26 protein-coding genes and 1 pseudogene are annotated in these 26,881 nt (G+C 49.9%); 9 read left to right on the top strand and 18 right to left on the bottom strand.

Features of this window, described 5'->3' with window-relative positions:
- Positions 1-1,426 precede the first annotated feature (1,426 nt).
- Positions 1,427-1,783, bottom strand: a complete 357-nt coding sequence (locus tag J2I47_RS07990) for a hypothetical protein (protein WP_207364041.1) — start codon at positions 1,781-1,783, stop codon at positions 1,427-1,429.
- 452 nt (positions 1,784-2,235) lie between these two features.
- Between J2I47_RS07990 and J2I47_RS07985 the strand changes: the two genes are divergently transcribed.
- The 7 genes from J2I47_RS07985 to J2I47_RS07955 all read left to right on the top strand — a co-directional run bounded on the left by J2I47_RS07985 (position 2,236) and on the right by J2I47_RS07955 (position 6,602).
- Complete coding sequence (locus J2I47_RS07985; protein WP_207364040.1) at positions 2,236-2,769, top strand: hypothetical protein; 534 nt, start codon at positions 2,236-2,238, stop codon at positions 2,767-2,769.
- Positions 2,770-3,682: 913 nt separating this feature from the next.
- Positions 3,683-4,177 (top strand): hypothetical protein, encoded by a 495-nt coding sequence (locus J2I47_RS07980; protein WP_207364039.1) that lies wholly within the window; start codon positions 3,683-3,685, stop codon positions 4,175-4,177.
- Positions 4,178-4,607: 430 nt separating this feature from the next.
- On the top strand, positions 4,608-5,006 hold the full coding sequence (locus J2I47_RS07975; RefSeq protein WP_207364038.1) for a hypothetical protein: 399 nt from the start codon (positions 4,608-4,610) through the stop codon (positions 5,004-5,006).
- Between the two features lie 84 nt (positions 5,007-5,090).
- Positions 5,091-5,345 (top strand): hypothetical protein, encoded by a 255-nt coding sequence (locus tag J2I47_RS07970; protein WP_207364037.1) that lies wholly within the window; start codon positions 5,091-5,093, stop codon positions 5,343-5,345.
- Between the two features lie 121 nt (positions 5,346-5,466).
- Positions 5,467-5,724, top strand: coding sequence for a hypothetical protein (locus J2I47_RS07965; protein WP_207364036.1), 258 nt, complete (start codon positions 5,467-5,469; stop codon positions 5,722-5,724).
- Positions 5,725-5,836: 112 nt separating this feature from the next.
- Positions 5,837-6,202, top strand: coding sequence for a hypothetical protein (locus J2I47_RS07960; RefSeq protein WP_207364035.1), 366 nt, complete (start codon positions 5,837-5,839; stop codon positions 6,200-6,202).
- 13 nt (positions 6,203-6,215) lie between these two features.
- On the top strand, positions 6,216-6,602 hold the full coding sequence (locus tag J2I47_RS07955) for a hypothetical protein (RefSeq protein WP_207364034.1): 387 nt from the start codon (positions 6,216-6,218) through the stop codon (positions 6,600-6,602).
- A gap of 166 nt (positions 6,603-6,768) precedes the next feature.
- Here the strand turns inward: J2I47_RS07955 and J2I47_RS07950 are convergent, their stop codons facing one another.
- From J2I47_RS07950 to J2I47_RS07910, 13 genes are all read right to left on the bottom strand, one after another.
- Positions 6,769-8,331: a thiol-activated cytolysin family protein gene (locus J2I47_RS07950; RefSeq protein ID WP_207364033.1), complete on the bottom strand. Its 1,563-nt coding sequence runs from the start codon at positions 8,329-8,331 to the stop codon at positions 6,769-6,771.
- Between the two features lie 575 nt (positions 8,332-8,906).
- The gene (locus J2I47_RS07945; protein WP_207364032.1) at positions 8,907-9,641 is read right to left on the bottom strand and encodes a transposase; all 735 of its coding nucleotides are present in this window, start codon (positions 9,639-9,641) and stop codon (positions 8,907-8,909) included.
- Positions 9,642-9,983: 342 nt separating this feature from the next.
- On the bottom strand, positions 9,984-10,784 hold the full coding sequence (locus J2I47_RS26855) for an ABC transporter permease (protein WP_310587645.1): 801 nt from the start codon (positions 10,782-10,784) through the stop codon (positions 9,984-9,986).
- Entirely contained in the window at positions 10,781-12,118 is a 1,338-nt protein-coding gene (locus tag J2I47_RS26850; RefSeq protein WP_310587644.1) for an ABC transporter permease, read from the bottom strand. Before J2I47_RS26850 ends, J2I47_RS26855 begins: the two co-directional genes overlap by 4 nt.
- A 63-nt stretch (positions 12,119-12,181) precedes the next feature.
- Positions 12,182-12,367 carry a hypothetical protein gene (locus tag J2I47_RS26845; RefSeq protein WP_310587643.1) on the bottom strand — a complete coding sequence of 62 codons (186 nt, stop codon included), beginning with the start codon at positions 12,365-12,367 and terminating at the stop codon, positions 12,182-12,184.
- Positions 12,368-12,623: 256 nt separating this feature from the next.
- Entirely contained in the window at positions 12,624-13,157 is a 534-nt protein-coding gene (locus J2I47_RS26525) for a transposase (protein WP_229374404.1), read from the bottom strand.
- A 164-nt stretch (positions 13,158-13,321) separates the two neighbouring features.
- On the bottom strand, positions 13,322-13,525 hold the full coding sequence (locus J2I47_RS26980; RefSeq protein ID WP_374759899.1) for a permease prefix domain 2-containing transporter: 204 nt from the start codon (positions 13,523-13,525) through the stop codon (positions 13,322-13,324).
- The gene (locus J2I47_RS07930; RefSeq protein ID WP_207364031.1) at positions 13,522-13,848 is read right to left on the bottom strand and encodes a PadR family transcriptional regulator; all 327 of its coding nucleotides are present in this window, start codon (positions 13,846-13,848) and stop codon (positions 13,522-13,524) included. The genes J2I47_RS26980 and J2I47_RS07930 overlap by 4 nt, the downstream gene beginning before the upstream one ends.
- An 802-nt stretch (positions 13,849-14,650) precedes the next feature.
- Positions 14,651-16,282, bottom strand: coding sequence for an AAA family ATPase (locus tag J2I47_RS07925; protein WP_207364030.1), 1,632 nt, complete (start codon positions 16,280-16,282; stop codon positions 14,651-14,653).
- Between the two features lie 252 nt (positions 16,283-16,534).
- Entirely contained in the window at positions 16,535-17,098 is a 564-nt protein-coding gene (locus tag J2I47_RS07920; protein WP_229374402.1) for a transposase, read from the bottom strand.
- A gap of 10 nt (positions 17,099-17,108) precedes the next feature.
- Positions 17,109-17,246, bottom strand: coding sequence for a transposase (locus tag J2I47_RS26520; RefSeq protein ID WP_229374441.1), 138 nt, complete (start codon positions 17,244-17,246; stop codon positions 17,109-17,111).
- A 252-nt stretch (positions 17,247-17,498) separates the two neighbouring features.
- Positions 17,499-19,481: a beta strand repeat-containing protein gene (locus J2I47_RS07915; RefSeq protein ID WP_229374400.1), complete on the bottom strand. Its 1,983-nt coding sequence runs from the start codon at positions 19,479-19,481 to the stop codon at positions 17,499-17,501.
- Between the two features lie 771 nt (positions 19,482-20,252).
- Positions 20,253-20,471: a hypothetical protein gene (locus J2I47_RS07910; protein ID WP_207364029.1), complete on the bottom strand. Its 219-nt coding sequence runs from the start codon at positions 20,469-20,471 to the stop codon at positions 20,253-20,255.
- A gap of 942 nt (positions 20,472-21,413) precedes the next feature.
- Between J2I47_RS07910 and J2I47_RS07905 the strand changes: the two genes are divergently transcribed.
- The gene (locus J2I47_RS07905; protein WP_207364028.1) at positions 21,414-22,160 is read left to right on the top strand and encodes an SIMPL domain-containing protein; all 747 of its coding nucleotides are present in this window, start codon (positions 21,414-21,416) and stop codon (positions 22,158-22,160) included.
- 951 nt (positions 22,161-23,111) lie between these two features.
- Here the strand turns inward: J2I47_RS07905 and J2I47_RS07900 are convergent.
- The 4 genes and pseudogenes from J2I47_RS07900 to J2I47_RS26500 all read right to left on the bottom strand — a co-directional run bounded on the left by J2I47_RS07900 (position 23,112) and on the right by J2I47_RS26500 (position 24,556).
- Positions 23,112-23,438, bottom strand: a complete 327-nt coding sequence (locus J2I47_RS07900; protein WP_207364027.1) for a hypothetical protein — start codon at positions 23,436-23,438, stop codon at positions 23,112-23,114.
- Positions 23,439-23,626: 188 nt separating this feature from the next.
- Positions 23,627-24,016: pseudogene (locus tag J2I47_RS26510) on the bottom strand (RES family NAD+ phosphorylase); the annotation flags it as partial.
- A gap of 116 nt (positions 24,017-24,132) precedes the next feature.
- Complete coding sequence (locus tag J2I47_RS26505) at positions 24,133-24,285, bottom strand: MbcA/ParS/Xre antitoxin family protein (protein WP_229374396.1); 153 nt, start codon at positions 24,283-24,285, stop codon at positions 24,133-24,135.
- Positions 24,260-24,556, bottom strand: a complete 297-nt coding sequence (locus J2I47_RS26500; RefSeq protein ID WP_229374462.1) for an antitoxin Xre-like helix-turn-helix domain-containing protein — start codon at positions 24,554-24,556, stop codon at positions 24,260-24,262. Before J2I47_RS26500 ends, J2I47_RS26505 begins: the two co-directional genes overlap by 26 nt.
- 369 nt (positions 24,557-24,925) lie before the next feature.
- On the opposite strand from J2I47_RS26500, the gene J2I47_RS07885 reads away from it, so the two are divergent.
- Positions 24,926-26,860, top strand: coding sequence for a tetratricopeptide repeat-containing sensor histidine kinase (locus J2I47_RS07885; RefSeq protein ID WP_207364026.1), 1,935 nt, complete (start codon positions 24,926-24,928; stop codon positions 26,858-26,860).
- Positions 26,861-26,881: the final 21 nt, after the last annotated feature.

Genomic DNA, 26,881 nt, shown 5'->3' with positions numbered 1-26,881 from the left:
GTTGATGCCGATAGCTTGCTGGCCGCCGTAAGAGTACCGGATTTGCCAAACGAGCTTCCCTGATGGCGGGTGGCTTGAGGATTAGCCAGGGCGCTTTTTTTGCCACTGTAGCAGCTCGGGCTTTTGCCCTCCGATCGGTTATCGACAGGGGCTGCCCACCACTCGCTGCCGGCTGATGAGGCGTACTGAGCGAAGAAAGTAACCCCTGTGTCCGTTGCGAGATTGTCAGCCGTGGTTTCATATAATCGCCAAAGCCAGTGTTAACCCTGCGTTTGGCTAACGTGCTTGACTCAAAGTCGGTGACCTCGTACTAGGCCAAATGTTGCCCGAAGCCAGCCTCGACAGGCTCTTTTGGCTTCAATCAAGCCGGTTGGCTATAAACCCCGCTGTCGCGTCAATCTGATGACTGCTTGTTAATACTAGACCAGCGCTTTGGGGTGCCAAACGGCACCTAGTCGTTGAGCGGTTATACCCCTACTTGTTCCTTAACTCGCTCTCGATTGGCGGTTCAGTAAGCAAAGCTTGGCCTGTTTAGTAGCCCCTATCGCCTGCCGAGTTAAGGCATTACCCTGACTTCAACAGGAACAGCATCGTGAAAAAGGATGGGATTACCTGCCTGAAAAAAGGTCAGCAGGTTTGAGTCGATTTTGCGCCCTTGTCAAGCAAGAGATACCATCTACCAGCACACGGCCAGCCCGCTGGTGCGGGGTGTGTGCCGCCAATTCGCTCATGGCTGCCCCGCAACCAGACGGGCTGGAGAGGGCAGACAACGACAGACGGCTAGCCTAAATCAATACTACAGGGAGCCTTTGGTAACCGCGCCGGCCAAGTGGGCGTAGCGATGCCTGCGGTGGTAGCCTGCCACCACCAGGCGAGGGGGGCTGTTCTCGGGCGCACCTCATTAAGCTTGACCCAGTCAGGCTCAGGGCTGATAGCTCCCGAATCGGTTGCTAGAAGGTCCAATCCGCCCTCGACAGTTCATGGGCCAGGTCCCGATCCGCAGGGAGCTGTTAGTCGGGTCGGTGTAGTCGCCGGCTTGATGCCGGTAAGCCTTGATGGCGACGATGATTCGGCTTGAAGTGGGCCGGTCAGCCGGGAGGGTTATGGGCTGGATACTGTTTTCTATACTGCCGCGTGTCTAGCTATCTGTGAAGCCGTTAAACCAACCGAAAGGTAGTTGACGTGCTAAGGGAAAAACGAAAGTAATAAGCCAACTCCTGTTTTAGCACAGGCCTCATCAGCCATCGAGATGACATTGGTCATCCGTTACCGAAAGAAAGCGTAAAAGTCAAGGCTACCAGGTAATTAAGGGATTAGATTGGCACCATTATCGGTTAGGGAGATGCCTGAGCGTCCCCTAGTATTTGTCTCAATTAATCCTTTGCTTCACGTAGGCTCAACCTATCTACCAGAATCAGAATAATACTCAGAAATACATTTTAGGATAGTTTGAATAAGTGATAAGCCACTCGTTGTCGGGTAGTGTTTGATTTAAATAGGCGTATTTGTAGCCTTTTCTAAGCTTGAAACGAGTACAGCCATGATCAACAGTTTCAAGAGTAATTGTTCCTATGCGTGGACGAGCAATTACAAAGCTTCGCTCAACCCTTCCTATGTCACCTGCCGTTATCATATATTCCTTCACAACTAATCTACCATCGACACGTATAGATACTGTGTCCGCTTTTATAACCTCAAAAATGAAGACAATTTTCTGCTCATACCGTTCAAATTTCGCCTTATTAAATTTATGAGGGTGGATCCAAATACTGTCTTTAGCCACTGGACAGTTGTTGACCTGACCAAAGTGCGGACCCAAGAGAAGAATAAATAGGACTTTCGTCAGTAGCCCCCTTGGCATAGACTTACAACGATTATAGGTTTAGTTTTTTACATGAATATAGCCATGCAACGCATCCAGAAGACATATAACTGACTGTCTGTTGACTATATTATATGCTAGATAGGTTGACGGTTAAAACTGACGGAATTTGTACAAAACGGCAGGTGCCCCAGCTTAGCACTTTATTTGCTGCCTTCGCCGACCCCTTAATGGGGAGCAGGCATAACAAAGCGACCAGGAGGGGGTAAGATCGGGCGCAAACCCCACCCGTAGCTCGTCCATTCCACCTCTAGCGACCAAACTTTATTATGTGCTGGAAACGCTACTAATAACATAATCCATTGCTTTTTCTCGTTTGTTGGATGCTACCTGAAACTAACGTCTGACTGACTATGCGCCGATTAATACTACTCTTATTCATGCCTATTTATAGTTGGGGCCAGCCTAACGAGAGGTCTGCCCCGCTGACTTATGAGGAGTGTAATCCCGAACGGTTTGCTTATGTACCCCCAAACGATACGGTCAGACAACGCGCCATTATTGATTCAACCACTAAGATGTTAGTAGGCCGTTGGGAGTTGGCCGAAGAGGGTGCAGGCGCCTGTTTCGTTGCAGCTCACGCCCCGGCTCAAGCGACCCAAATCAGGATAAACCAACAAGGGCAGGGCCTGCTTTTAGTCGCTGGTAGTCAGGTAGCCCGGTTCCAATTGCAGCTAAGTTTCTACTGGTCAAACGTGCACTTCGTGATGAATCAGGACGACAACGCCAATTACTTTGAGTTTTTCCCGCAAAAAAACGGTCCCTCCGATGCTGAAGGAAACTTGACAAATCATTACCCCAATATACTACGAGTCTGCGAGGCGACATTGATTTTATACGGTCCAAGAACTGGTTTAAGTTATGTATTTCGCCGAATAGCTGATTAGCAAAGCGGGGCCAGTAAGCCGACCACTACGGGTTACGTTTCATCATTGTTCGTATTAAATCGTACCCTTTATAATTAACGCTCTCTGGATACAGCAACCTATCTTATGCGCTCGATTTTGATAGTCTATCTACCGCTCATTGTGGCCTCTTTTCCCCTTTTGGCCTTATTAAAACTGACGGGTTTAGCTTCAGTCAGGGCATCAACACTACTACTTTTTTTAAGTACACTGAGTAGTGGATTGATTGGTTGCTTTAGTACCTTCTTCGCTTTTATGATTAGTTCGTATGGAATGGCAGTAGGAGTAGAGCAGAAAGGGTTGTGCGTACTAGGTGCCTTAACTTTCTTGCTAATCGGAGGCTTTTTCACCATCACGAGTTTATTGATCGGTTTATATAGGTCTATATATCGAGCCGCTCAATAAGCTATTTCTTCACAAAGCGCCATGCCCTGCCCCTCGCGAGAGGCAGGGCATGGCGCTTTGTGAAGGATCGTTTTATAACAAGGGTTATGTATTGTCAGACACCATATAAGTCAAAACAGGACCGCTCATGGAGGATTTATGCCAGCTAATTAATCTCTAAAAGTGACGGTAACTGGAGAGGATCTGTTGCCCTAAACTCGCTGATCGGCACCTAGAGACGTGGCTGACATGCACAGATAAGCATCAATTTTCGGAAAGATAGGTTGTCCTCATGTTGATTAACAGTAACTTGCCATCAACGCAACGTATCGCCGTTGTTGATCGCTCATCAACACCGTTCAGCGACTACTATTCAGGCCACTTATTTTTATCGATCATTGAAACGAGCATTGGCAAACGAATAAATTTGCAACCTGTAACTAATGAGTCGGCGGCTTTTCGCCATTCTCGCTTCAACAAAATTTAGACAGATCATTACCCATTGCCGCACATGAAAGAGAAAAGCATTCGTTTTTTTACGTCTCAGGACAACCTAAAGACCCGCCAGCAATTAGATAAGCCGAGAAAAGCCAAAAAGCAACCGACGCTGACGGGCAGCATTTCGGCTAAAGGGATCGTGGTATTCCCCGTAAAAACGGCGTCGGCTCTTGGCATGGGCACGGCCCCAATGCGTTTCAAAGTAGGTATCCAGGAAGGCAAGCGCAAGCTTGCTTCGCTCTACCTGGTGCAAACGGATGCACCAGCCGATGGCTTCGAGCTGGTCAAAGCCGGGCGCAGCTACGGCATCGAACTGGCCGGTGTACTCACCAAGAATGGGCTGGACTTTAAAAGGGCCAAACACGTTTTTGTGGTCAAGGAATTTGGCCAGGATGGGCTGAATGGCTATGTATTACGCTTAACAGGCAGCGAACCAAAAGTAAAGTCGGCCATGTCAGTAACGGGCAAAAAACGCGGCCGGCCCAGAAAGACAGGCGTAGCGGCCTGATCCAAGGCTCAATAGGTGAGCAGGGAGCAGCTTACGAATGTAGTATTGTTCCGCTTGATTTGCTGCGAGAAAAGTGGTTCACAGTTGGCGAATTTGTCAGCCATGACACTTTTTTATGCCCTCGCGCTGACGTGTTTACCTGGATCGACTAATCATCTTCAGGGGACGATTTTTGCGGTCCGCCGTTGTGGTACGAACTGGCAAAACTACCCGTAGTTATGGGCAATGGCGTTCATTGGTCACCTGGCTCATTGCCTTGCATCAACCACCCAACTAGGGTCAGACGGTCTTCTGGCTCAACAAATCATAACTTTCTCAACTGTAGGCCAATCGGTTTGCACTCACTAAAGCCGTTGGCTCGATTGGAAAGGCCCAAGGACGAATTAAGTACGTTTCTGCGGAACGACCCATCCTTGAATTTAGCATTAAGATGGCCCGGCAGCTTGCCCAGGTGGCGGTTGAAGAAGACCGGCGGCAAATTTGCCAGATGTCCCTTCACGAAGCCGTAGCAACGGCCTGGCGGTTAATGGCTACTTACAAATTGAAGGCCTGGCAAAAGGACTGTATCACGGCTGACTACACCCTACTGGGAACGTTTTTCCGCGTAGACGCTGAACTGGTAAATGGATTGCGGCCTGAAGTAAGAAATCCAACCGCCTACTTAGCTAAATCATTGGGCTTAGATCAGCAAACGGCACCAAAGCCCGTTGGTAGAATTCCGAAAAAAGTGGTGGCCAATGCGCCAACGATGCCCTTGGATGACACAGCCAGGACAGCCGACACCCACTCGCTGGCCACGTTACTGGCTAACTTAACCAAACCGTCGTGACCAGCGAGTGGGCAATTAAGCTATCGATTTGACAAGAAACTCTATTCCGCAGAGAAATACCCCCATCCGGCGGTACAACAAGTTATGGAACAACAGCCAAAACTTCTTTACGAGACCATTTATGACCTGATTGAGTTTCGAGGCATCAAGCAAGGCAAGATTGCTGAAGCCATGACGATGTCCAATAACAACTGGTATAAGGCCAGACAGAAGAAGCTACGTAACCTGAACATTCAGGATATCAATCAACTGGCCACTTTCTTGGATCTTCCTGCCGAGCAGGTTTTTAGTCTTTGCTACGCCGTCTACAAACAGGCAGATGCCGAGTTACCTCTATGACCGGATAAAGCGCAATTAAGCAAAGCGAGTCGGGCGAATTGACCAGTTTATGGTTTAGCTCCCTTATCGCAATGACAGGAGCAACGAGGGTGCATCTCGACACGACAAGAACAAACGAGCTATGAATGACGCATCAAATCTCATCGAAACCAAGTTGGGTGGGTCAACCGCTGTTAAGCAGTGGATCGTTAGTCCAACGGGTGATTTAACGTATGAGCCCCGTGCCTATACAATTACGGCAGATCGATTGAACGAAGAGGATTGGTTCCTGCACATGATGACCAAAGGTTGGTGCGACATGAGTGAGTTTGTGCCAACCTATTTTAAAGCACTACAGAATGCCGACGTGCAAACTGTGCTCATCAGATCACACTACTAACCTTTAGCTGCCTCAACCTATTTGCATCGGTATTCCAAGCAGTATCACTTCAGCCACGCAGAAGTTGGCTAACTTATTGCGCAGTACTTTAGATATCACGCCTACGATTCTTATGCATTATTATACTTGGTATCCTGTCAACCTGGCGGGGCTACTTCCGCTTACGGCTGGACCAACATTACCCGACGGGACCGCTGTCAGGATGGTTGACGTCGCCTGGTCAAATTTGCTGTTGTTTGACCAGGCGACCGGAATACAAAGCGGCTTTTACGACCCGAATGAACAAGTGCTCTATCGGCACTACGAGGAATATGACGTAGAGGAAGAGCGCTATGACTGGGCGTATGAGCCATACCCTGAGGCCACTCATTTTATGGTTATTACTTTTCCCAGCCTAGACGGCACCCACTCATCTGAGTCCTTATTGCGGGCCATACCCTCATGGTTGATGCAGGCTGAACGGTTAACCTGTAACTGATGGTTATTCTACCATGACGACAACGGAAGCCTCTCTTTTACCGACTTTGCTGGGTCAGATGATTGATGAACTGGCTGGCTCTCAGTGGTACTACTGGCTCCATGCCAATTACTTTGACATTCAACCGCCAACGAAACGGACGCAAACCCGGTGGTGGCAGGCTCCGTTGTTCTTCGACGACGATGCGCTACGAAACCCTGTCATTGCAGTAGACGCGCTGCTGATCGACGTGATTCTGATCAACAAGCTGCCTGCTGAGTGGGAACGTATTCGGATAGATTACAGCCAGATTTATTCGCTCAAACGGTTTAACAGGCACCAGCAACGTATGCAGACTGACGAGTATCTACTCTATTACGATGCAGCCAAACTCCAGATGCCCCCGCTTGATAAGGCATGAGACATCCCATCGAAGCCTATAATGTTCGACAGGCTGCCATGCTGGCCTCTCTTCCTGAAGACCAACACGGCTGCTCAACAAATGGCGTCGGCGGGCCAACCAAGGCCAGGTGGCTTGAAAGCCGACGGGTGGCCAGCTTACGAGTGAGTAGGCATCAGCTAAACACCTACTCCCAGTTCAGACTTAGCACAAGCTGAATCTTCCCGTCGTTGGATTGAAGGATAAGCTGTGATTGGGGAAACTTGCCCACCGGATCGAACGCAACGACGCCCATATCATCGTCGTCATTCCCGGAATCGAAATCCCAGAAGCGGATTTGTGCGGGTGTTAGCGCATCTAGTTTAATGGGGGCCTTCGACATGTCCCAGCTCACGGCGGAGGCCAGCAAATCCGCCGCGCTAACATTTTCCTTCCGCAAGTTGACGTCTAGGGCAAACCGCTTCTCGCCACCGGCATCGATGACGATGAAATACACATCCGGCAAGCCCACCAATCCAAGATCCCACGAACTACCCATAGGATCGACCGCTGGTAAGGCTTTGACTGTCAGCTTAGTAATGACAACCTGTTTAGGTTGAACTAAACGAAACTCGCTGAACTCCGTGTAGTCCGCAGCGGCACCCAACACCACCGGGGTGTTGTCGGCCAGATACCGCAGCTTATAAGACAGAGGAGCCGCTTTTTGGGCTGTGTTGGCCCCATCTGCAATCCACTGCTGAATGGCCGATAACGCCTGAATGCCGCTCGTTCTGGTCAGCTTGGCGGCACTGGCCGCGTCACCTCCCAACACACTTAACTCCACGGTTGAAGTTGTCAATTGCTCCCTCAATTGATCATCAACGCTAAAGTTCGTCCGAAGAGACGATAGCAGCCCGGCGGCTAACTTCGCACCCACTTCGGTCTTAGCGGTAACGCTAGTGCTGCTAAACCGAAACCGGGCCAACAACAGCCGGCCATAAGTAATCTCGCTGACGTACCCCAACGGGTCATCTGCGAGAGCCGCCGCCCGTAGCGCGGCCATATCCACGGAAGAAGCGAAGAAGCCTGCCGCGCTGCCGGGATACTCCATGCTCACAGTATGTTGTACCTGCCGAAAGGCGACCAGGATATCCTGTTGCTGAAAATCGGTCGTCGTACTGAACTTACTGGTGAGCGACACCGGCCCCCAGCCCACGTTGATGCCCCGCTCCAACAACGCCTGGGTCGTCGAGTTCATCACGCTGGCCTCATAGGTAAAGGCCGCACTCACCCCGGAGGCCTGCTGAGTCCAGTCCGTGAGGACCGTCTGGTAGGTGCTTTTAGCGGGCAAAATTACTTTGGGAACCGCCCCCGGCAGGTTGCTCGTCAAGCTAACGGATTCACGGGTTGTCTGGCCGATGGACGTCAGATCACCCTGTTGCGCGAATGCTTTTAGGTGAACAATGGACCCCACATACAGCCCCTGCGTCGTGTTAGGGCCTTGTTGGTCAAAGTCAGTTGCGTTGGCATGCGTAGCAAACCGTTTGGTCTGTCGAAAGGTCCGTTTCCGGGTGGTGTAGCCTGATCCGTTAATCAGTTGTGAAGCCGGTTCATCACCAATGAGCAGGGTACCCTCAGCCACCGGCTGAGGCAGCAGGGTCTGGCCACTGATAAGCTGGTTGATCTCAGCACTGGGCTTAATTAGTTCTTTTTCCTGACGGCAACCGACGAGCAGGCCCAGCAGGAGCAGGGTAGCGGTAGTGTGTTTCATGCGATGGCAAGTGTAGTGCGAATAGGATCTCAAACATAAGCCAAAAAACGTACACTACGCACCCTATATCCGGTGAGGCATCCACCTGGATAAGGTGGGTTAGTGTACTGATTTAAAGCTCTCCTGATTTGTCTGTCTCATAGGTGTTTTTCTTCTAACGGGGCATTCCTACACGCTGGGCAACTAAGGCATTAGTTATTCCTTGTCAGGATGGCGCAAGGGGCGCAGATTGCCGCTGTCAAACCCAGTGCTATCATCGAAGCTGTATTTTCCCAACCGATTGATGTGTTCAAAACGACAGGATGATAAATGCTCAAACTGAGTCTCGTCAACTGCGTAGCCTTCCGATGTCAATGGGATTTTTCTTGTAAATGGGCAAAACTATACGCTAAGCAACTAGGGGTAGTCTACACAACTCGGGTATGTTCGCCAGACTACTGGACAAAACTAAATCGACGCTTACCGACGTCTTCAAAGACAGATTGCAAGTAAACCAAGAAATGCTCAAAGATGATTAACATCGCGTTCAAAACTTCGAGTCCTTTCTTGAACAAGGACTGAGTTGGAGCGATGGATTAGTCAGCATATCGCTTAGGCGTAATCTGTTTCTTATGGTTTACCCCTTCGTGAATACTGAGAACGTAGACAAAGACAACTACGGCCATCAGCAACTCAATCTTACTGGTCTTTTGGAAGTTCATCGCTTCCAGATTAAAGCCGTTCGACTTGAGGGCTTTAAAGCACTGCTCGATCCGCCATCGTTTGCGATACAACTCGGCCGCCGTATGCACGTTGTCCAAACTGGTCAGCCAGTAAAAGACCGGTTCGTCTTTCTTACGTGGATCATGACCAAGTTCGCGATTGCGGCACATCACCAGTTTAAGTCGACAGTCTGGCCAGTTGAGCCACGTCCACACCGCCCGCTTCCGACGCAGCGCTTTTCGCTCCAATCCCCGATAACTGGTGACTGTATTATGTTTGTAGCACTCGCGTTGTAGACGAATGACAAAGTCGATGCCCTGATGATGTAGAAACGTGAACCACCGCTGGCCTGTATACTCCCGGTCAGCCAGCAGGATTTCCCCTTTCAGATTGAAAAGTTGAGCCGCTTTTTCAATAAACGCCCGCCGCCCTTTTTCGCTACTGTGCCCTTTCTTGTTTAAGTCTTGCCAAAAAATGGGTATGGCCACCTCCTGATACAAAAAGCTCAGCACTAACAGTTGGACGTTTTTCTGGCCTACCTGCCAAGTTGTGGCGTCTAAAACTAAGTACCGTACCCGGCCACTCAGCATGGCAAACGTGCACTGCATGATGCGTAGGGACAAATTATCTGGTTGGACGTAGTTGAAGAATCGAATTAGTCGTTTGTAATGACTGCACGGCTGGCGGTCGTTTACTTGTCGAAGCGCCCCAATCCGGTCTTTGGCTACATTTAAGTTGGTTGACTTGGCGGTTAAAATGGCTTGCGCAATTAGCTAAAAGTTTTTGACCACACTGAAACGAATAGCCGGAAAGTAAGGAATGAGCGACTTAATAGCTGGAACGGTCATAACATACCAGAAAGACGGGTGAGTAGGCTTAGGTGTTGAGCCGATAAGAAAAAAGCACCGAGTGTAAGTCGATGCTTTTCATTAAGTAAGAGAGGGTGTTATTTATTCACTTCGCAAACTTTTCATTGGATTTACTAAGGCCGCTTTTACGCTTTGATAGCTGACGGTCAGTAGAGTAATGAGTAGGGCTCCTGCGCCCGCCACCGCAAAAGTCCACCAGCCAATCTCCGTGTGATAGTTATATTTCTGGAGCCAGTCGTTGAGAAAGAACCAAGCCGTTGGGCTGGCAATCACCAGCGCGAGGATAACCAGGAGCACGAAGTCTTTGGACAGCAAATGCCACAGGTTGAACACCGACGCCCCCAGCACCTTTCGAACGCCGATCTCTTTGGTCCGCTGTTCGGCCATGAACGAAGCTAGTCCGAACAGACCCAGACAGGAGATAAAAATGGTCAATCCCGCAAAAATGCCCGCCAGTTTGCCAATCCATTCTTCGGCCGCAAACTTGGTAGCATATTCCTGATTAACAAAATCGTAATCAAAAGGAATGGAGGGAATCACTTTCTTAAACACCGCTTCGATTTTTGGTAAGGCGTCGGCAGCCGCTACGTTCGGCTTGATTTTGATGTTAATCCAGTTGATAGGACCTCTAAGGAAAAAGACCGTTGGATTCACCGGCTCAAAGGGCGAACTCATCACCATGTCTTCAATGACGCCCACAATCTGGAAGGGCTTACCATACCAACGAATGGTTTTACCAACCGGCTCCTGTATGCCTATGAACTTGACGGCGGCTTCGTTGACCACTAAGGCTACGGAATCAGAAGCAAAATTCCGCGAGAAATCGCGCCCAGCAACGAACTGCCAGCCAATTGTTTTGCCGTATTCAGGTGAAACCGTCAACGTGCCAAAGTTTGCCTGTAACGAAGGGTCTTTACCCGGCCAATCAAAACCGCCATTATCCGACCACAACTCCGTAGCCCGGCTCGCCGACTGCGCTGTTTGTAGACGACTCCGCTATTCTTCAGCCCCTGCCGCAGTACGTCGAATTTGGTGTAGAAGTCATCCACGCTCATGTGCACATCGATCAAGCCATCGCGCGTGTAACCAACCGGTCGGTTTTTAGCGTATTGAATTTGGCGGTAGACGATGATAGTGCCGATAATCAACGTAACGGATACGGCAAACTGAACCACCACCAACACTTGTCGCGGAATAGCCGCGAGCCGGCCCACCCGGAAGGTGCCCTTTAAGACCTTGATAGGTTGGAAACCGGATAAGTACATGGCCGGATAACTACCGGCTAATAAACCGGTGATTAAAATGAAGCCTAGACTAAACAACCAGAAGAAAGGGTTGTTCCAGAGAATGGTCATCTGTTTGTCGGCGAGGTCATTGAACCAATTGATGAAAATCGTGACCAAGCCAAGAGCGATCACGAACGCCAGCATGACAACTAAGAACGACTCGCTGAAGAATTGCCCAATCAACTGGCCCCGCAGGGAACCAACGGCTTTACGGATACCCACCTCTTTGGCGCGTTTTTCGGAGCGGGCCGTTGAGAGGTTCATAAAGTTGATGCAGGCCAAGAGCAGCACAAACCCGCCGATGATGCTGAACAACCATACGTACTGAATCAGCCCGCCAGTGTTGTTGCCTTGCTTGTCGAACTCCGAGTAAAGATGCCACTTACTCATCGGGTGCAGGAAGATCTGGAAGTTGAAAGCGAGCTGCTCTTTGTTGTTAGTTATGTTTTTAAGCTTGATGTCCTTGATCTTGGCCGATAGTTTATCGACATCCACATTTGGCTGAAGCTCAGCCCATGTACGGATGAAATTATTCGCCCAACCCTGCTCTTTTATCCAGGGATTCGCTGACACATACAAGTCCCAAGGAGCAAAGAACTTAACTTCATGAAACTCGGTGCTATGGGGCAAGTCCTCGTAAACGCCCGTGACCTTGGCATCCATGGCGTTGTTAATCTTCACCACTTTTCCCATCGGATCCGTGTTGCCAAAAAGCGCCTTGGCGGCTGAGGTCGACAGCAGCACCGAACTCAGGTCCTGTAACCCCGCCCGCGTTCCTTTCAGCATGTGTAAGGTCAGCATGTCGGGGGCTTCGGCTTCGATAAACGCGCCGGTTAACGAGAGCTTATCGTCACCCACTGCTACAATGTGGTCCACTATCCCCCACGCCTTCAGCACGCGCTTAAAATCGTTGGGGTACTTGGTTTTCAACTCGGTGCCCAGTGGATAAGGCAACGAAGCTCCAGTCCAAGTTTCACCATTGACAGTCCCATGTTACGCTACTTGTACGATGCGGTTATAGTTCTCGTGGTATTTATTAAAAGAGAGTTCGTCCCACACCCAGAGGCCAATCAACATAGCAACGGCTAAGCCCACAGAGAGACCAGCGATGTTAATAAACGAAAAAGCTTTGTTTTTGACGAGGTTGCGCCAGGCGATTTTGACGTAGTTGCGTAACATGTCCGTGTTTGTTGGATTTGGATACGGGTTGGGATTGCGCTTCATAACAAAAGGCCGCATCAGGCTTAGAGCGTGTTGGGAAATTATGTTTGGTGATAGGCTTCTATTCGTTGTAGCATAATCTGGATATTGGCCAGATATAACCAGCTCACCGAAGAAGCTATTGTATACTCATAATCCTTGACGATACGCCGGAAGAAGTTTGTCCAAGCGATGCTCCCGCACCGGCGGACCGGTTCCACGACCCATCGCTTGACTATCGGCACAAAACCACGGGCCGATTCAGGCCGCGCCACGGGGGCCGCGAAGCTTTCTCAAACTCGATCGCACCGGCGCACCGGCCCCAACCATCCAACTCGCGGGCGAATACCCCGTTGTAAGCCTGATCACCGAAGACTTTCTCTACTCTTTCGCCAACTCGCCACAACAGGTCGCCCACCAGATCGATGGCGGCGGGACCGTCACCTTGCTGAGCGGCGTGCACGCCTACCACCCAAATCCGCCCTTGAGTATCGACAATAAGTTGCCGTTTGCGGCCATTGACACACTTATGGGAATCAAATCCTCGGTCTTCCCAAATCATTGGATGCAGCTTAACACTTTGTGAGTCAATACAAAACGCGGATGGGAGTGGCGTTCTGCCCACGCTCTGCCGATCAACTTCGTTCAGAGCAGCGTTGATCTGCGCCCACAAATTGGTCTGTTTCCACTGGTCGAAGTAATAGTAGACGGCTTGCCAGTGTGGCCACTGCGGGGGTAAATTACGCCACTGACAGCCAGTGCGAAGCATCCATAAAATGGCATCTAAAACATGGCGTAGATTGTGTTTTCGCTTGCGTTTAAGAGCGAAGAAAGGCGAACCGGAACGCCGGCCGATTGGCCCACTGGTGGTCGGTTAGTGGCTTCCACTGCTTGGTCATGCATTTGTCGTTTGGCGACTACAAGTTGACCCGACTACCAGTTCTTTTCAATTTCCCAACAAGCTCTTAGTACATCTCGAACATAGCACCATCGCGCTCGATTGAGGCCCACCGTTGCGACCCGTTGCTGGAACAGCTCGTTGAGATCATCTTCCAGATCGTCAAGTAAATGAGGAGCGCAGAACCAGCGGAGCAGACGCTTGGCCCAACGGGGCGGTGTGTGAGGTTGCTCGCTCATGACCAAGCGGTTTGGGGAATGGCGTCCCACATCTGATTGCGCAGTTGCCGGACCTCTTCCAACGCCCGCCGACCGGCTCCTGTCAAGACGTACAGCCGTTTCCGCCGACCACCCCGTTCAGCCGTTACGCCACCGACTTCGGAGGTGACTAAGCCTTTCTCCTGAAGCCGGTGCAGAGCCGAATGGACGGCTCCGAGGTTAACCGAGCGGCCCATCTGCTGTTCAATCTCGCCGACAACGGTGGCTCCGTAGGCTGCTCCAACCCGAATGGCGACGGCCAGCAAGACCACCTCTTCGAACTCGCCCAAGTACGTTCCCTTCATGGTTAGTAGTTATTCCCTTAAATGTATAATAAATAACACGCCATGTTTGAAAAAGGACGATTGGGATTAGTCAAGGGGGTTTGTTGAAAATAGAGAGTGATTAACCTGTCCGCAAACGGACAGTAATTGTACTATCGCGGACAAATAAGGAAGGAGTAGGAATGAGACCAGACGGGAAGTTAAGGTCATTTTTAGTTTTGTCCAGTAGTGTGTATATTCGCCAAAAAAGATAATTAAGTTACTAATAATCAAGTGGATACGTTAAAATTCGTACAGGTTTTATAACGTGATGTATGTTGATTTCTTGCTAAACTTTTAAGCCCAGGCCGCTTTTGCTTTAACGGTTAGTAGATACGCAGTGACAGGCAATAGAGGTTTTCAGATTGCCAGAAGTTTTTTTATCTTTGATTATCTCTGCCACTGAGAAAAGACCTTCCTAGTTCAAAGTTTTACTAATACATTTTTAACCTCAAAACCATCTACTATTATGCCGCTCAAACCAGGACCAAAACCCAAAAAACCAGATGGCACGCCTGATAGAAGAAGACGGGTTGATCCACCAAACCAGCCGAAATACCCCGATTTAAAGCCTCACAGACATAAGCCAGGCGATTGACAGGGATTTCGACCATAATCCTTCTCAGGTCACTAAATCAAGAACCCTTGCACTAGCTATGAAGAGGCTGATGCGAGGGTTTTTAGCTTTCGCGGGGCAATATAGCATGGCTTTGTTCACAAGCAAACGGTCGTTTGCATGTGAACAAAATGGGTTAGTTTATCATGTGTACGGCCCATCGCAGAATTAACTTGGGTAGATGACAGGAAGAGTTATTTTGAATTGTTCTACAAGACCGGGAACCGAATTATTACCTAAAGCGCGGATGAACCAGCTCTCGAAATCGTTTTTTCTTGTCGCTTTCATATGTTGGGCTACGAGAGCAACAAGGCCCTTGTCGTCATAAAGTGACAATAACTTGGGAATGTTTTTGCTGTCGATGCACTCTTGAATATCACTTCTTCTTTTGTTCGCGATAGCTTGTACATCTAAACTGCTCGTCTCCTTCGCGTATTTCGTGACAATGTCTGCGACGCTGATGGCTTTACTCAGGTCAATTTTTTTCAATATACGGTCTATTCGTCGCCTACAATATTGAGCGACCTTGGCTTCAATGTTCCCTGGTTTCTGCACTTGAACGATGATCGCATCGTTCAACGCTTCTACTCTACAATTGAGGTCATGGCCAACATAGCCTTCATGCGTTCCAACCGCTTTAGCGATACTCGGCAAAAGAAAAAGGTTCTCTATCTCGCTAACTGGGAGAACCCTAATTCCTAGAGTGTTCAGCGCGTCAATTTCTGACTGTTCGTAGTCATCAGCATCTACAAGACCAGCGCATGTAACACGAGTCAGGGAGGCGTTATTTCGCATCGTTACAACTGCATGGATGACTTCTTCGCAAGAATTTCGAGGAATGACCGTCCATTGCGAATAACAATTTCTGTATATGGCATAATCTAAACTGGACGTCGCGCCTTCGACGAAAAGAATTGGTTTACGACTTCCGAGTATTTTCGTCGTAATCTCTTCTGTAAAACCGGTTTGTGGCACCTCATCTATAGTCCAGATTGGAGTATGAATATTAGTAGGATTATAGTCACGGATGACGTATTTCTGGCCAGTTCGTGACGCTACAAATTCTAAATCATGAGAAATTAAGATAAAAGCACAGTCTGACCTTGATGCTTCGAGTGCATCCCAGAGCTTAGACATTATTGCTCGATGTATATGAAGTTCAGGCTCATCAAATATGAGCAAACTATTTTCTTTGGCACAGAGAGTCTGACCAATTAGGTAGAATACAGCACGCTCTCCGTCGCTCATATCCCCTGCTTTATAGGGAACCTCAACGCCTACTCCTGACACCGTTATATTATCACCTGTTATCAATAATGTACGGTGGGGTATTAAAGCTTCCCAAATACTCTTGAGCTTTTCAAAGTTGGTTTCTTTTGCTCTTTCCGTATATCCTTCTCGATTCCTTTTATGAGTTTCAAGGGCCGTTATACTCTGTTCAGCAAACAAGGCTTGTACCAGATAATCGTAGTCGTTTAGCAGAGAGGTCGCTTGATTGGATCGCCATCTTTGGCCTGGACGATTCATCAATGAATGTTCTTCACTAATGTCTGTCATGCCTATCCTAAGACCTTGCATAGCCTGGGATAAGTTGATCTTGGCTATGCTCGGATTAAGCGATAATGCTCTGTGTGCGGAGATGCGGTGAGCATTGAGTCCAAGGGCATTTTCAATGTGTGCAGCAAGACGTGTTTTGCCGCTACCGTTTGCGCCAACGATTAAAAGAGATGACCCAGTCTCAATTTCAAAAGATTTGTCACCTTGTAATGTTGGTACACTGAAATTTATGATTGCAGGCATGCAAATAGGTTCTGATAAAAAGTTAGGGGTTGAAAGCCATTTCACGAAATACCGTGTGCAAGTGATAAGTAAGACCTACAAAGGGAGATAATGAGCTGCTTAGCTTCAGCTAGCTTCATCGGTCTTTTGGGTGGCGAAAAATCTTGCTCGCCATGACGCGTTTGAGAACCAAGTAATCCAAAATTGTTCGCTGTCTTATTGAAATCTTTTAGCTTGACAGCTGTGACTGGGGCTTTAGAGCGTGTTGGGGAATTAAGTAGCTGATTTTGAGTGAATTTGTTGTAGCATGAGTTGAATATTAGCTAGATACAGCCAGTTAATCGACGAACTCAGCGTATACTCATAGTCTTTCACTATCCGTCGAAAAAAGTTAATCCAGGCAATGCTCCGCTCCACGACCCAGCGTTTGGCAACAGGCACAAAGCCTTGCTGCGATTCGGCCCGTGAGGCTTTTTCAAAATCGATGCCCCAGGCTTCCAAAGCCTCTTTAAAGACCCCATTGTAAGCTTGGTCTCCGTAGACTTTTTCCAACCGCTCATTAGCCCCCCACAAGATATCGCCAATCACCCGCAAGGCACCGGGTCCGTCACCTGCATTGGCCGCATGAACATCGGCTGCCCACAGCCGCCCCTGGGTATCGACCAGGAGTTGCCTTTTACGCCCATTAACTCGTTTGTGGGCATCCAGGCCCCTGAATTCATGGATAAACGGAGCTAGCTTAACCGCATCGGCGGACCGACTCTGTGAATCAATGCACAACACAGACGGGGTGGGGTCTCGTCCCTCGCGCTGGCGATCAGCCTGATTGAGGGCCAAATTAATCTGCTCAAAGGTAGCGTTGCTTTTCCACTGGTCGTAATAATACCGGGCTGGCGTACCAGTAGACGGCTTGCCAGTGGGGCCATTGTGGGCCTAAATTACGCCACTGCGCCCCGGTTCGTAGCAGCCACAGAATGGCGTCCATGACCTCTCGGAGATCGATGCTGCGTTTGCGTTGAAGCCGGGCCGCCGGAGCGGTTGAAAAAAGGCGAACCGGAACGCCGGCCGATTGGCCCACAGGTAGTCAGTCAGTGGTTGCCACCGCAGCGGCGGACCGTTGAGGTGTCATGTCTTTGTTGCTTGGTCGCTACAAAGTTGACCTGACTACCAGCCTTTTACAATTCCCCAACATGCTCTTATAATTCTGTTCGCATACATGCGCTCATGGCTTTAATTCTTAGTGTTTACGCAATACCTCTTTTAGGAGTTGCTCAAGTTGAGTTTGTTTCTGCTTGATAACTTCCAACGCCCGACCCTGCCGTCGAATGGTACTTTCCTGCTGCTGGTTAGCCCTTTCCAGTTGAATGCTGTAAAGCGTTAGTTCTTCAATCTTTTCCAACAGTTGCGCATCCATCTCTCCCAGATTGATCCCTTTCTTGACAACCTCACCGGCTGAGGGTATGCCTGGTAGATGACCTGATTGGCTAATATATTGTTCTACTTCGGTTAAGCTTTTGAGCCGGTACCCTTTCGTAAATACCTTATCGCTCCATTCACCCGTATTTTTGATGGCTACTTTTACCTTCTCGGTTAAAATGCCTTTACTTACGAACAGATTATAATCGGAGGAAGTCTTACTAATGTCCCTACCGATGATTATCGCTTCTCCCAGGGTATTAACCATAAAAGTGCCTCTACGCTCCCAGAGAGATTCGCTAGCGGCTTTTCGGGCCGAGCCGTTGATACTACCTAGAATACTACCTAGAATCAAATTGCCGCTTCCGTCTACGGTCAGAAACTTAGTGTGGTTCAAGGCAATCGCCGGTGAAATACTAGTTAGATTTTGCAAACGGATTCCCGATGTGTTGGCCACGCCAGTATTGACATGTAGCCGCGTGGAGGGCGCGCTTGTGCCAATACCCACATTAACCCCGCTACCCAGTATGATGCTGTTATTTTGACTAACCTGGGCTCCCGCCCCAATGGCTACCGAATTGGTCACACTGGCAGCACCGGGGGCTGGGTTGGCCCCATAGCCGATGAAGACATTATTTGAACCTGTGTTGCTAGCTCCCGCGTTTTGCCCAATAGCGGTATTGCGTTGACCGGTTGCATTAGCCAGCAAAGAGCCGTCTCCTATGGCCGTATTACCTGACCCTGTAGTGGTAGTGCTGCCGCTGGTAGTACCTAGAAAGACGTTCCCATTACCAACCGTATTGGTCTTGCCCGCTTCAAATCCGATAAAAACATTATTGCTGCCCGATGTCGTAAAAAGTCCAGCCCGACTACCGACAATGCTGTTGTTATTGCCCGTAGTGGTGCCATAGCCCGCATTTAAGCCCATGAATGTGTTGTTGCTTGCTGTGGAGCCAGAATAGCCCGCTTGAAAACCAATGTACGTATTGGCTACCCCTGCACTATTAATGTACCCAGCATTGGATCCCACGAAGACATTGTAATTGCCGGTTGTGTTGGCATAACCCGCATGGTTGCCAATAAAGGCATTGGCCGTTCCGACTGAATTATTGTAGCCGGTTTTCGAACCTATCATTACATTGTTGGAGGCCATATTGTTATAGCCCGACGAATCACCCACCACTACGTTGTTAAAGCCCGTTTGATTTTGAAAGCCCGCATAGGCACCCAAATACACATTTGAATACCCACTCGTGTTGTTGAAACCAGCTACATTGCCCACGAAGGTATTGGCTGAACCTATGGTATTGGTGAAACCAGATCGCATGCCCAAAAACGAGTTGCCCCGTCCACTGGTATTTTGATAACCAGTGCCCTGGCCTACAAAGGTATTAGTTGCCCCAGTACTGTTCGAGATGCCAGCGGCCTGGCCCAGGAAAGTATTATAAGAACCAGTAGTATTGGCTTTTCCAGCGTTAATCCCCATAAACACATTGAATTCACCGGTCAAGTTTTCCAGGCCTGCCGTACTGCCAATGAAGGTATTAAAAGATCCAGAGGTCGTTTTTTTTCCGGCTTGATCACCAATAAAAATGTTAAACGATCCAGACGTACTGTGTTGACCCGCAGAAAGACCAATGAAAATATTTTCCCCTCCGGACATACTAGCGTTTCCCGCAGAGGGCCCAACTAGGGTGTTGGAGTTCCCCGGTGTAAATGAGTTAGGCTTGTTGGCTACATAGTTGGTTTGAGCCAGAAGGCAACGAGGCAACGAGAATAGCAGTAGAGCGAAGATATAGTTCATGAAGTGAGGTCAGGAATTTTTGGGGACAGTTTAATTAAACAACGGAAAGTAATTAGAAAAGAGGTGTGTATTAAATGATAGCTATTCAGGCAGTTAACTCTTTTATTTAACGGCTGGGGTGGTTAGTAGCTTCCCATGAATTACGAGCATTCTGTTACAAATTTCGATGGCACTAACTGTTACTAGCCAGTACTAGCAGAAGAGACAGCGCATACAATAGACAGGCTTTACGATCGTCCAGGCTTAATGTGTTCAGGAAATGGCCAATGAGAAGAAGGAAGGTCATTTATCCTGATTAGCATGCCAGAAGCTCAAACATTGACCCAAATCACTGACGAATTGAACGAGACCGGTGTCCGTACATTCCGTGGTCACGTCTTTATCGCCACCCAAGTTGAGCCGCTTTTTTACTTAGTCTCCGATGGCCTAGCGCCAGAAGTAACCCTGCTACAACCGGGTGTTCATAACAACTAGTCTACCCTTGAATAGCGGCAACTAGATGGCCTCGGGCGTCAACTCTCAATCCGTTGCTATCTATTATGCTCCTACCTTACTATTCGGATAATAGTTGCCATTGCCTAACTTCATGGCGAGATGACTCGTCCTGAAATAGGTTGACACTTCCCCGCTTCTTTTATGGAGATGCCAACTAATCAGCGCCTTAAGCGCACCCAGCGCCATTACACCCTCGCCTTTAAACGTAGTGTCGTTCAGCAGGTTGAACAAGGCACCCTCACCTAGCACCCTCACCTACAAACAAGCTTAGCGCCACTATGGCATCCAGGGCCGCTCGACGGGCTTGGTTTGGTTGCGCAAACTCGGTAGCTTGGACTGGCAATACCCCCCACGACACCCCCGTATGGCTAGGCCTGCCCCGCCCAAACCACCCCCCCCCAGCAACGCATCAAAGAACTCGAAGCGGCCCTGCAACTCGAACGGGATCGAGTGCTGGCCTACCAGACGCTGATCGAGGTAGCCGAAAAAGAGCATGGGCTGGTGATCCAAAAAAAGGCTTTGCCCGCACGGTTCAACCTTCAGCGGAAGTCTTTTTCATTATCTTAAAACAGCTTCAACATATTAACAACCCTCTGCAAGGGATAAGTGACGGTTTTTGTAATGCCAAAAACTCGACGGGCCTTATCTGGCGCTTAGCTTATTCTTCGTCAGCCTTCGTAAGAGTACCAGTTAATTGAATAGAAGAAGCGCCGGAGAATCAAGGATGACGTGTGACTAATTTTTTTTATCTGCTCACTTTTCAGTCTAAAAGGTTGAGCATGCAACAATTCAGCATGAGATGCTATGTCATAACTATTGATTACTGCTTATATAAGTCCTGTTATTATTCTTGTTAATATAGTACTTCCCGCCGCGATCCCCTGAATATACCTTTTCACCATTTGGCCCTTTCTGCGGTTTATTATTTGGCAACCTGTTACCAGCGTCGGTGGTTTGTTGCACTTTTAGTGTTTGGCTGGATGACGCTAGGGTCATTCGTTTGGCTGCTTTGGCAGCACGGGCCTTGGCCATACGCTCCGTGAAGGAGAGCTTAGTGGCTGTATCGGCAGACTGGACTACTCTGTTTGTTGTATACATGTGGAAAGGCGCTTACTAGAGGGACAGCAAGAGGCGTTTTATAACCTAATTGGAGGAAGTAGCAGGTAGGCCTGATCGGTTTGGTTAATGCTCCTAAAACAATTCATGTACTTCATCTGGGTAGACAATGTTGTTAAATTTTATCTTCGACCCATCCAGCAAGATGCACTTCCGCTTCTTGGGCCCTTTCTGATAGATAGTCGTTAACATGTTTTTATCCACCTGGTAAGTAAGATGCTGCGAAATATCTAACTACGGGCACGTTATGCCAGTAACTGTCGGCATATCGTTTTGTCCTTCTTTGACGTTTAAACGCTTTGGATACTTTCATCAACCTCAATGCTCAACAACCAGCCTAATAAGTTTAGTAACGCGCTTCGCAGTGCCATTTTCATAGGGTCCTTGTTGACCCTCTCCCCCCTGGCTGCCCAACCAACAGACCAGCGCATTTTCGTCTTGGGGGATGCCACCGAGGAAGTGCTAGCCGATCAGGCCACCCTCAACCTCAATCTCTCCTTCAGCGATGAGCGGGACGTCAACGTGGCCTTTGAGGAACACCAACAAGCGCGACAACAACTCACTACCTTGCTTACACAACAACGAGTCGCCAATCAGGATATCCAATTCTTGCAACTCTTAAGCCGTAAAGGACGTGATTACCAGCGTGGCCAGCAGGGCGAGCGGTTTACCACCTATCAACGGGTCCTGATCAAATTCGCTGATTTGACTCGGTTCAACCAGGTGCAGCAGGCATTGGCCTCGAATGGCTACACGGACATGACCGCCTCTTTTTCCGTCAGTGACCAACGAGCCATTGAACTGCGCTTGCTGGATAAAGCACTGGCCCGCGCTCAGGAGAAAGCTACTCAGCTGGCCAAAGCGACGAGCCGAACGATCAAGCGCGTTGTTCGCGTGAGTGATGTGGGTGAAAACGAGGGTTTTTATGCCTACCGGGATTTAAACCGCGCCACTCAATCGCAAACTGTGGTTAATTATGATGATAATGGCATCCGCCAGATGGCCATCACGCCCCAACTGTTTCGTTATGGCGCTGCGGTGAAGGTTGAGTTTGAGCTCACTAATTGAATCAAACAGGGCAAACAGCAATCTAGCTAGCCTTACAATCCCCAACACGCTCTAAGCATCTTGCGTGCTGTGCGTCGGTTAACAGGTTAGTGTGAGCTAGCTTTATCATCGTCGATAGCTCGTCCACCTTCGTTGAACCGTTTAGGTATGACACCGTCGACCGTGTCTCCCTGCCACTTAAGGGCAACCTGGTGGTACCTGTTTGAATCAGTAAAAAATAGCTTTTGTAGTAACCGTCAGTGTTCCGGCAAGTACAAGCCTCTCACACCTGCGAATAGCGCCTTCTACACTTTTTCTAACAAAAGGAAACCCAAGCGTTGAGGTAGATAACTTACTCATCAGTGAAATCAAAGATTATGGAGGAGCTTACAACTTAGTTGCCGTCATGGAGGATTACTGTGAGTGTTCATCAGATGGCTTCGGTTTAGAAAGCAATAGGGCGATGTTAACCCGATAGTGTCGGCGCAGTAACCACGCTTTTACTTCGTTAGGTTTGCCCCTGTTTCAGGATGCTATACTGGCAGCACACTAACCACCGCTTGCTCGTGGCAAGACCCGCCCTGCTAAGCCCAAATAGATGCTACACCCCGCGCTTTTAGTACCTCCCAGGGATGGATGCGTCTTCGTCCACACGAATAGTATTTCGCTCGGCAAATGCTCGGATGTCGTTAAAATCAAGCTCCGCAAATTTGCCAAAGGTCTTCTGTGCCACAATCTTCCATTCAATCGCCAGCCGGGTATCTTATTTCCACTGCCGTAGAGGGTGGCTAGCCTAATCTTAAAGATGGCCGCTGCTGGATAGGTTTTGCCTGCTACTGTGACCGTATCCGGGCCTAGTTGCATGCTTCTGGGAAAGCGTGTTGGGTAGCCACCTTCCAATGAAGCCACCAACCGTGACAAAAAACGTTTCAGGCGGCTATGATAGCTCCCTACTTCGGGATGCGCGATGAGTCAGCTTCGGCCCTGCTTGAGAATGATGTTCCGGTAGCCGACTAACCGCCGCTCGGCATCCTGCTGGCTTCGTTCGTAGTGCTGCTGGTGATTTTGGCGAACTTCCTGTACTGTCTGCACAATCAAGCTGTTGGGGCCCACCTCCTGGATCAACTCCTCAAGCTGCTGGCCTATGAGTCGGTCTAGCTTAGCCCACTCTTGGGCGCGCGCTTGTTGGGCCTGGTTCGTGCGGCGAACTTCGTTCAGGGCATTTTCATAATTGTGCCGCCGCCGGGCTTCGGTAGGATCCTGGACAGCAAGCCGACGAAAGAAACTAAGTAGGGCCATGGGCGGTAGGCGTGAAAGGTGGGATTAGTCAGCAGGCTTCGGCAAAGAGTATGTGTAGGACGGCCCAAACCGTAACCCTAAGCTACTAAAAAGGTCGCAAGAAGCCCAAAAAATAGTGGCATGTATTAAAATAGAAATTATTTAAGGACAACCATGATTAAGCTGCAGAGGCAGGTCATACCCCTGTTTTAGCGCAAGGTGGCAGTAGGCAACCGGGGGTCGATGGGGTAATGGCGTATAGAAGCTATTTCACAGGCCACCCGTTGCTTATATAGCGGATCGAGCAACATGTTCGGCGAGGGCGAGAGCGGAACCACTGCTGAAGGGATGGCCAGACACAGCGTTCGGTGTTGGCTGAACTGGTAGGCTGCAAACTCAGCTAAGCCCAATGGAGTAGCTTCAGGCTCATCCCAGCCGGAGGACAGTTGCTCAACGGCCAGAAATTTGACTGAGTCATCGGGCACAAGGATCTCACAGAGGATTAACGGCGGTAGGTCCGCTAAAGCCGTCCCTGCCAGCTGGATCATGTACTCCAAAAAGCAAAGCTCGGGTGTGGCGGCGGTGTAGACCATCGGTCGCCCTTTAGCATTCTAGTGACCGCCTCCTAACAGGGCACCCAATCCGTCTAAGATCGTGTCCCGATAAATATTGGTCTGAATGCGATAGAGGCGGTTCGCCGATGCTATGATGGCCATCAGCTAAAGCCCCCATACTCAATGCGCCCCAAGATATCATCTACCAACTGGATGCCCGTCAGGCTATCGAGTAGATCCAGCGGGGAACGCTCGCCCAATAGCCGCAGGGGGCGGCGCAGCCTTGGCTTAGTCTTGAAAGACACTAGCCCCATAAGTGGCTAGCTGGCTTAACAACAACAGGCGTTCAGAGGTAGCAGCATCAAGCCGTACCGCTTTAGCCTGGCGGTGAAAGGTGGCTACAGACTGATTAAGTAAGCGGGTCATTTCTTTATCGGTGATGGCCAATAACCTAGCGATCTGCCCGGCCTCGGTGCCTACTAGGCCCTGGCGGGAGCGGTCGATGAGTTGTGGGGCACTCAACCGATTACTCACTGGCATGGCAGTAGCGGTGAGAGGCGGGGTTGTATAGACCGGTGTATGCATGCCAGCTTGGTAACAAAATCGTTTCAAAACGGCCAATTTTCGCTGGACTGCTGGAAATCACCCTTTTCGGTGTACATAAAGCAATAAAGCGGGCTGTGATTATGGTGTAACTAAGTGCTCCCCCACCATCTTTGAACTGACCACTTGGTCTGGTCAGGCAATCTACTGGCAGTTCACCAAAACGGGTTTTGCTCGTAAGGAACCCTGGTAAATGCTCGTTCTGCTACCAGACAAATAAGGCCCTTGTACAGACCGGATACGGAACTAACGCCTCACTTTTTCTCTTGCGCCCTGTTGCCTCTCAACGTAGCCGACTCTATCTTCAACAAGCAGATTGTCCAATAACGTACGAAGCAACTTAATTTGTGGATGAACGTAGATCGATTTGTCTGGCTTAGCCTGGCGTTAACCCTGTGGACTATTGGTGGCTATGCGCAGTCGAGGCCCCGCCCCGCCGATACCAGTGCCATCATGACTCAGTTGCGTCAGGCTGAAGCCATCGAGCAGCAGCAGCCTCAACAAGCCCTCAGCCTGTATCGGCAGGCTTTAGAAGAATCCCGCCAAAAGGGCTATGCCAAAGGCTACTACGCCAGCCTGCGGCTGCTGACGTATGTACTTGACCTGTTAGGTCGACATCAGGAATCGCACCAGATCGCGGCGGCAGGACTACAACAGGCCCTGCGCGACACGGTCCAGGAATACCAGAGTATCTGTTACTTTGCCTTGGCTCAGTCAGCTAAATGGCAGGGCAAAAACAAGCAGGCCATTGCCTATTTCAAACAGGCGGCACCCTACCGGCTGGCCCATCGAGACCGCCGCAAAGCCGCCGCCCTGTTTCAGAACTTGGGCCTACTCTACGAAACAGAACGGCTATTCCCTCAGGCCATTACCTATTTCAACCGGGCCCTGCATGACGACCAGTTGGCTGGGAGTAGCGCCCAGGATATAGGTCTAGATTATGCCAGTCTGGCCGCGGTATACATGAAGCAGAGGCGACTCGAGCTAGCCATGCGCCATTTTCGGATGGCCATGGTTCGCTTCGACCCCGTACGTGATCGGCAGTTTCTGATGAATACCTACGGCAACATGGCGAATTTGCACAAGGAACTGGCCCGCTTTGACTCCTCACTCTACTATTACCGGCAAGCCCGGCAATTGAACCGCCCGAACCCCAACCCCCTCCAGGAACTACACCTGTTGGCTGGAGAGGCCGAAACATACAACCAAATGGGTCAGTTTGGCCGCGCTAAAGATCGGCTGACCACCGCCTACGCACTGGCTAAGCAACAGCAGGTGGGGTTAGCTGAATTTCGCAACATCTACCGCGAAATGGCCAATGCCAGTTTGGGACTGCACGATTATGAAGGGGCCATTCCCTGGTACGACAAGTACCTGCAAACCAAGGATTCCCTCTCGACAATCGAAGCTAAAGCGCTGCTGGCCGACTATGATCTTAAGCTTCGACAGGCGCAGGCGGGCCAGCAACTGGCCGAAAAGCAAGGCCGCATTGATCGGCTCGAACAGGCTGGGCAGCGCCGTAGCCTGTGGACGTTGGTGGCCGCCCTGGTAGGCGTAAGCGGGCTGGGTGGACTGCTACTCGCTTACGGCTATACCCGCCAGCGGCGGCAGGCGGCCGACAGCGCCCTGCTGGCTGCTCAGCGCAGCCATGCCCTGGCTGTCGCGGAGTCGGAGGTGCAGGGACAGCATAAGGAACGCCTGCGGATTGCCAAAGAAATGCACGACGATCTAGGTGCCTCCATGACCGCCATTGGCCTGCTGAGCGAGGTGGTCAAGACGCGCATGGGCGAAGCAACTACCCCAGAAGTGGAGAAAATCTCTACCATTTCCTCCGAAATGATCACCACCCTGAATGAGATTATCTGGTCGCTGAACACCAAAAATGACCACCTCAACGGCTTGATTGCCTACATCCGCGCTTACAGCAGCGAATTCATCGACAACACCAACCTTGACCTCTACACCCAGGTAGCCGAATCAGCCCGGGAGATGGCTGTTTGCGGGACTGACCGCCGCAACGTGTTTCTGACGGTGAAAGAAGCGCTTCACAACGTAGTCAAGCATGCGCAGGCGACCCACGTTACGCTTACGATTCGCTCCGAATCCCACCAATTGCTGATTAACGTGGTCGATAACGGACAGGGCTTTACTCCAACGCAACAAACAGGGTTGCGAAACGGGCTGACTAACATGCGCCAGCGGATGCGTGAGTCGGGGGGCAGCTGCACCATTACCTCGTCATCGGTGGGCACTAGCGTGCACATTGTGTACCCGTATGCGCCATAGGACACACCACAAAATACTACA

The sequence above is a fragment of the Fibrella rubiginis genome (assembly GCF_017353185.1).
GTDB classification, from domain to species: Bacteria; Bacteroidota; Bacteroidia; order Cytophagales; family Spirosomataceae; genus Fibrella; species Fibrella rubiginis.
The sequence above is the reverse complement of the archived record's forward strand: the minus strand, read 5'-3'. Positions and strand labels throughout refer to the sequence as shown.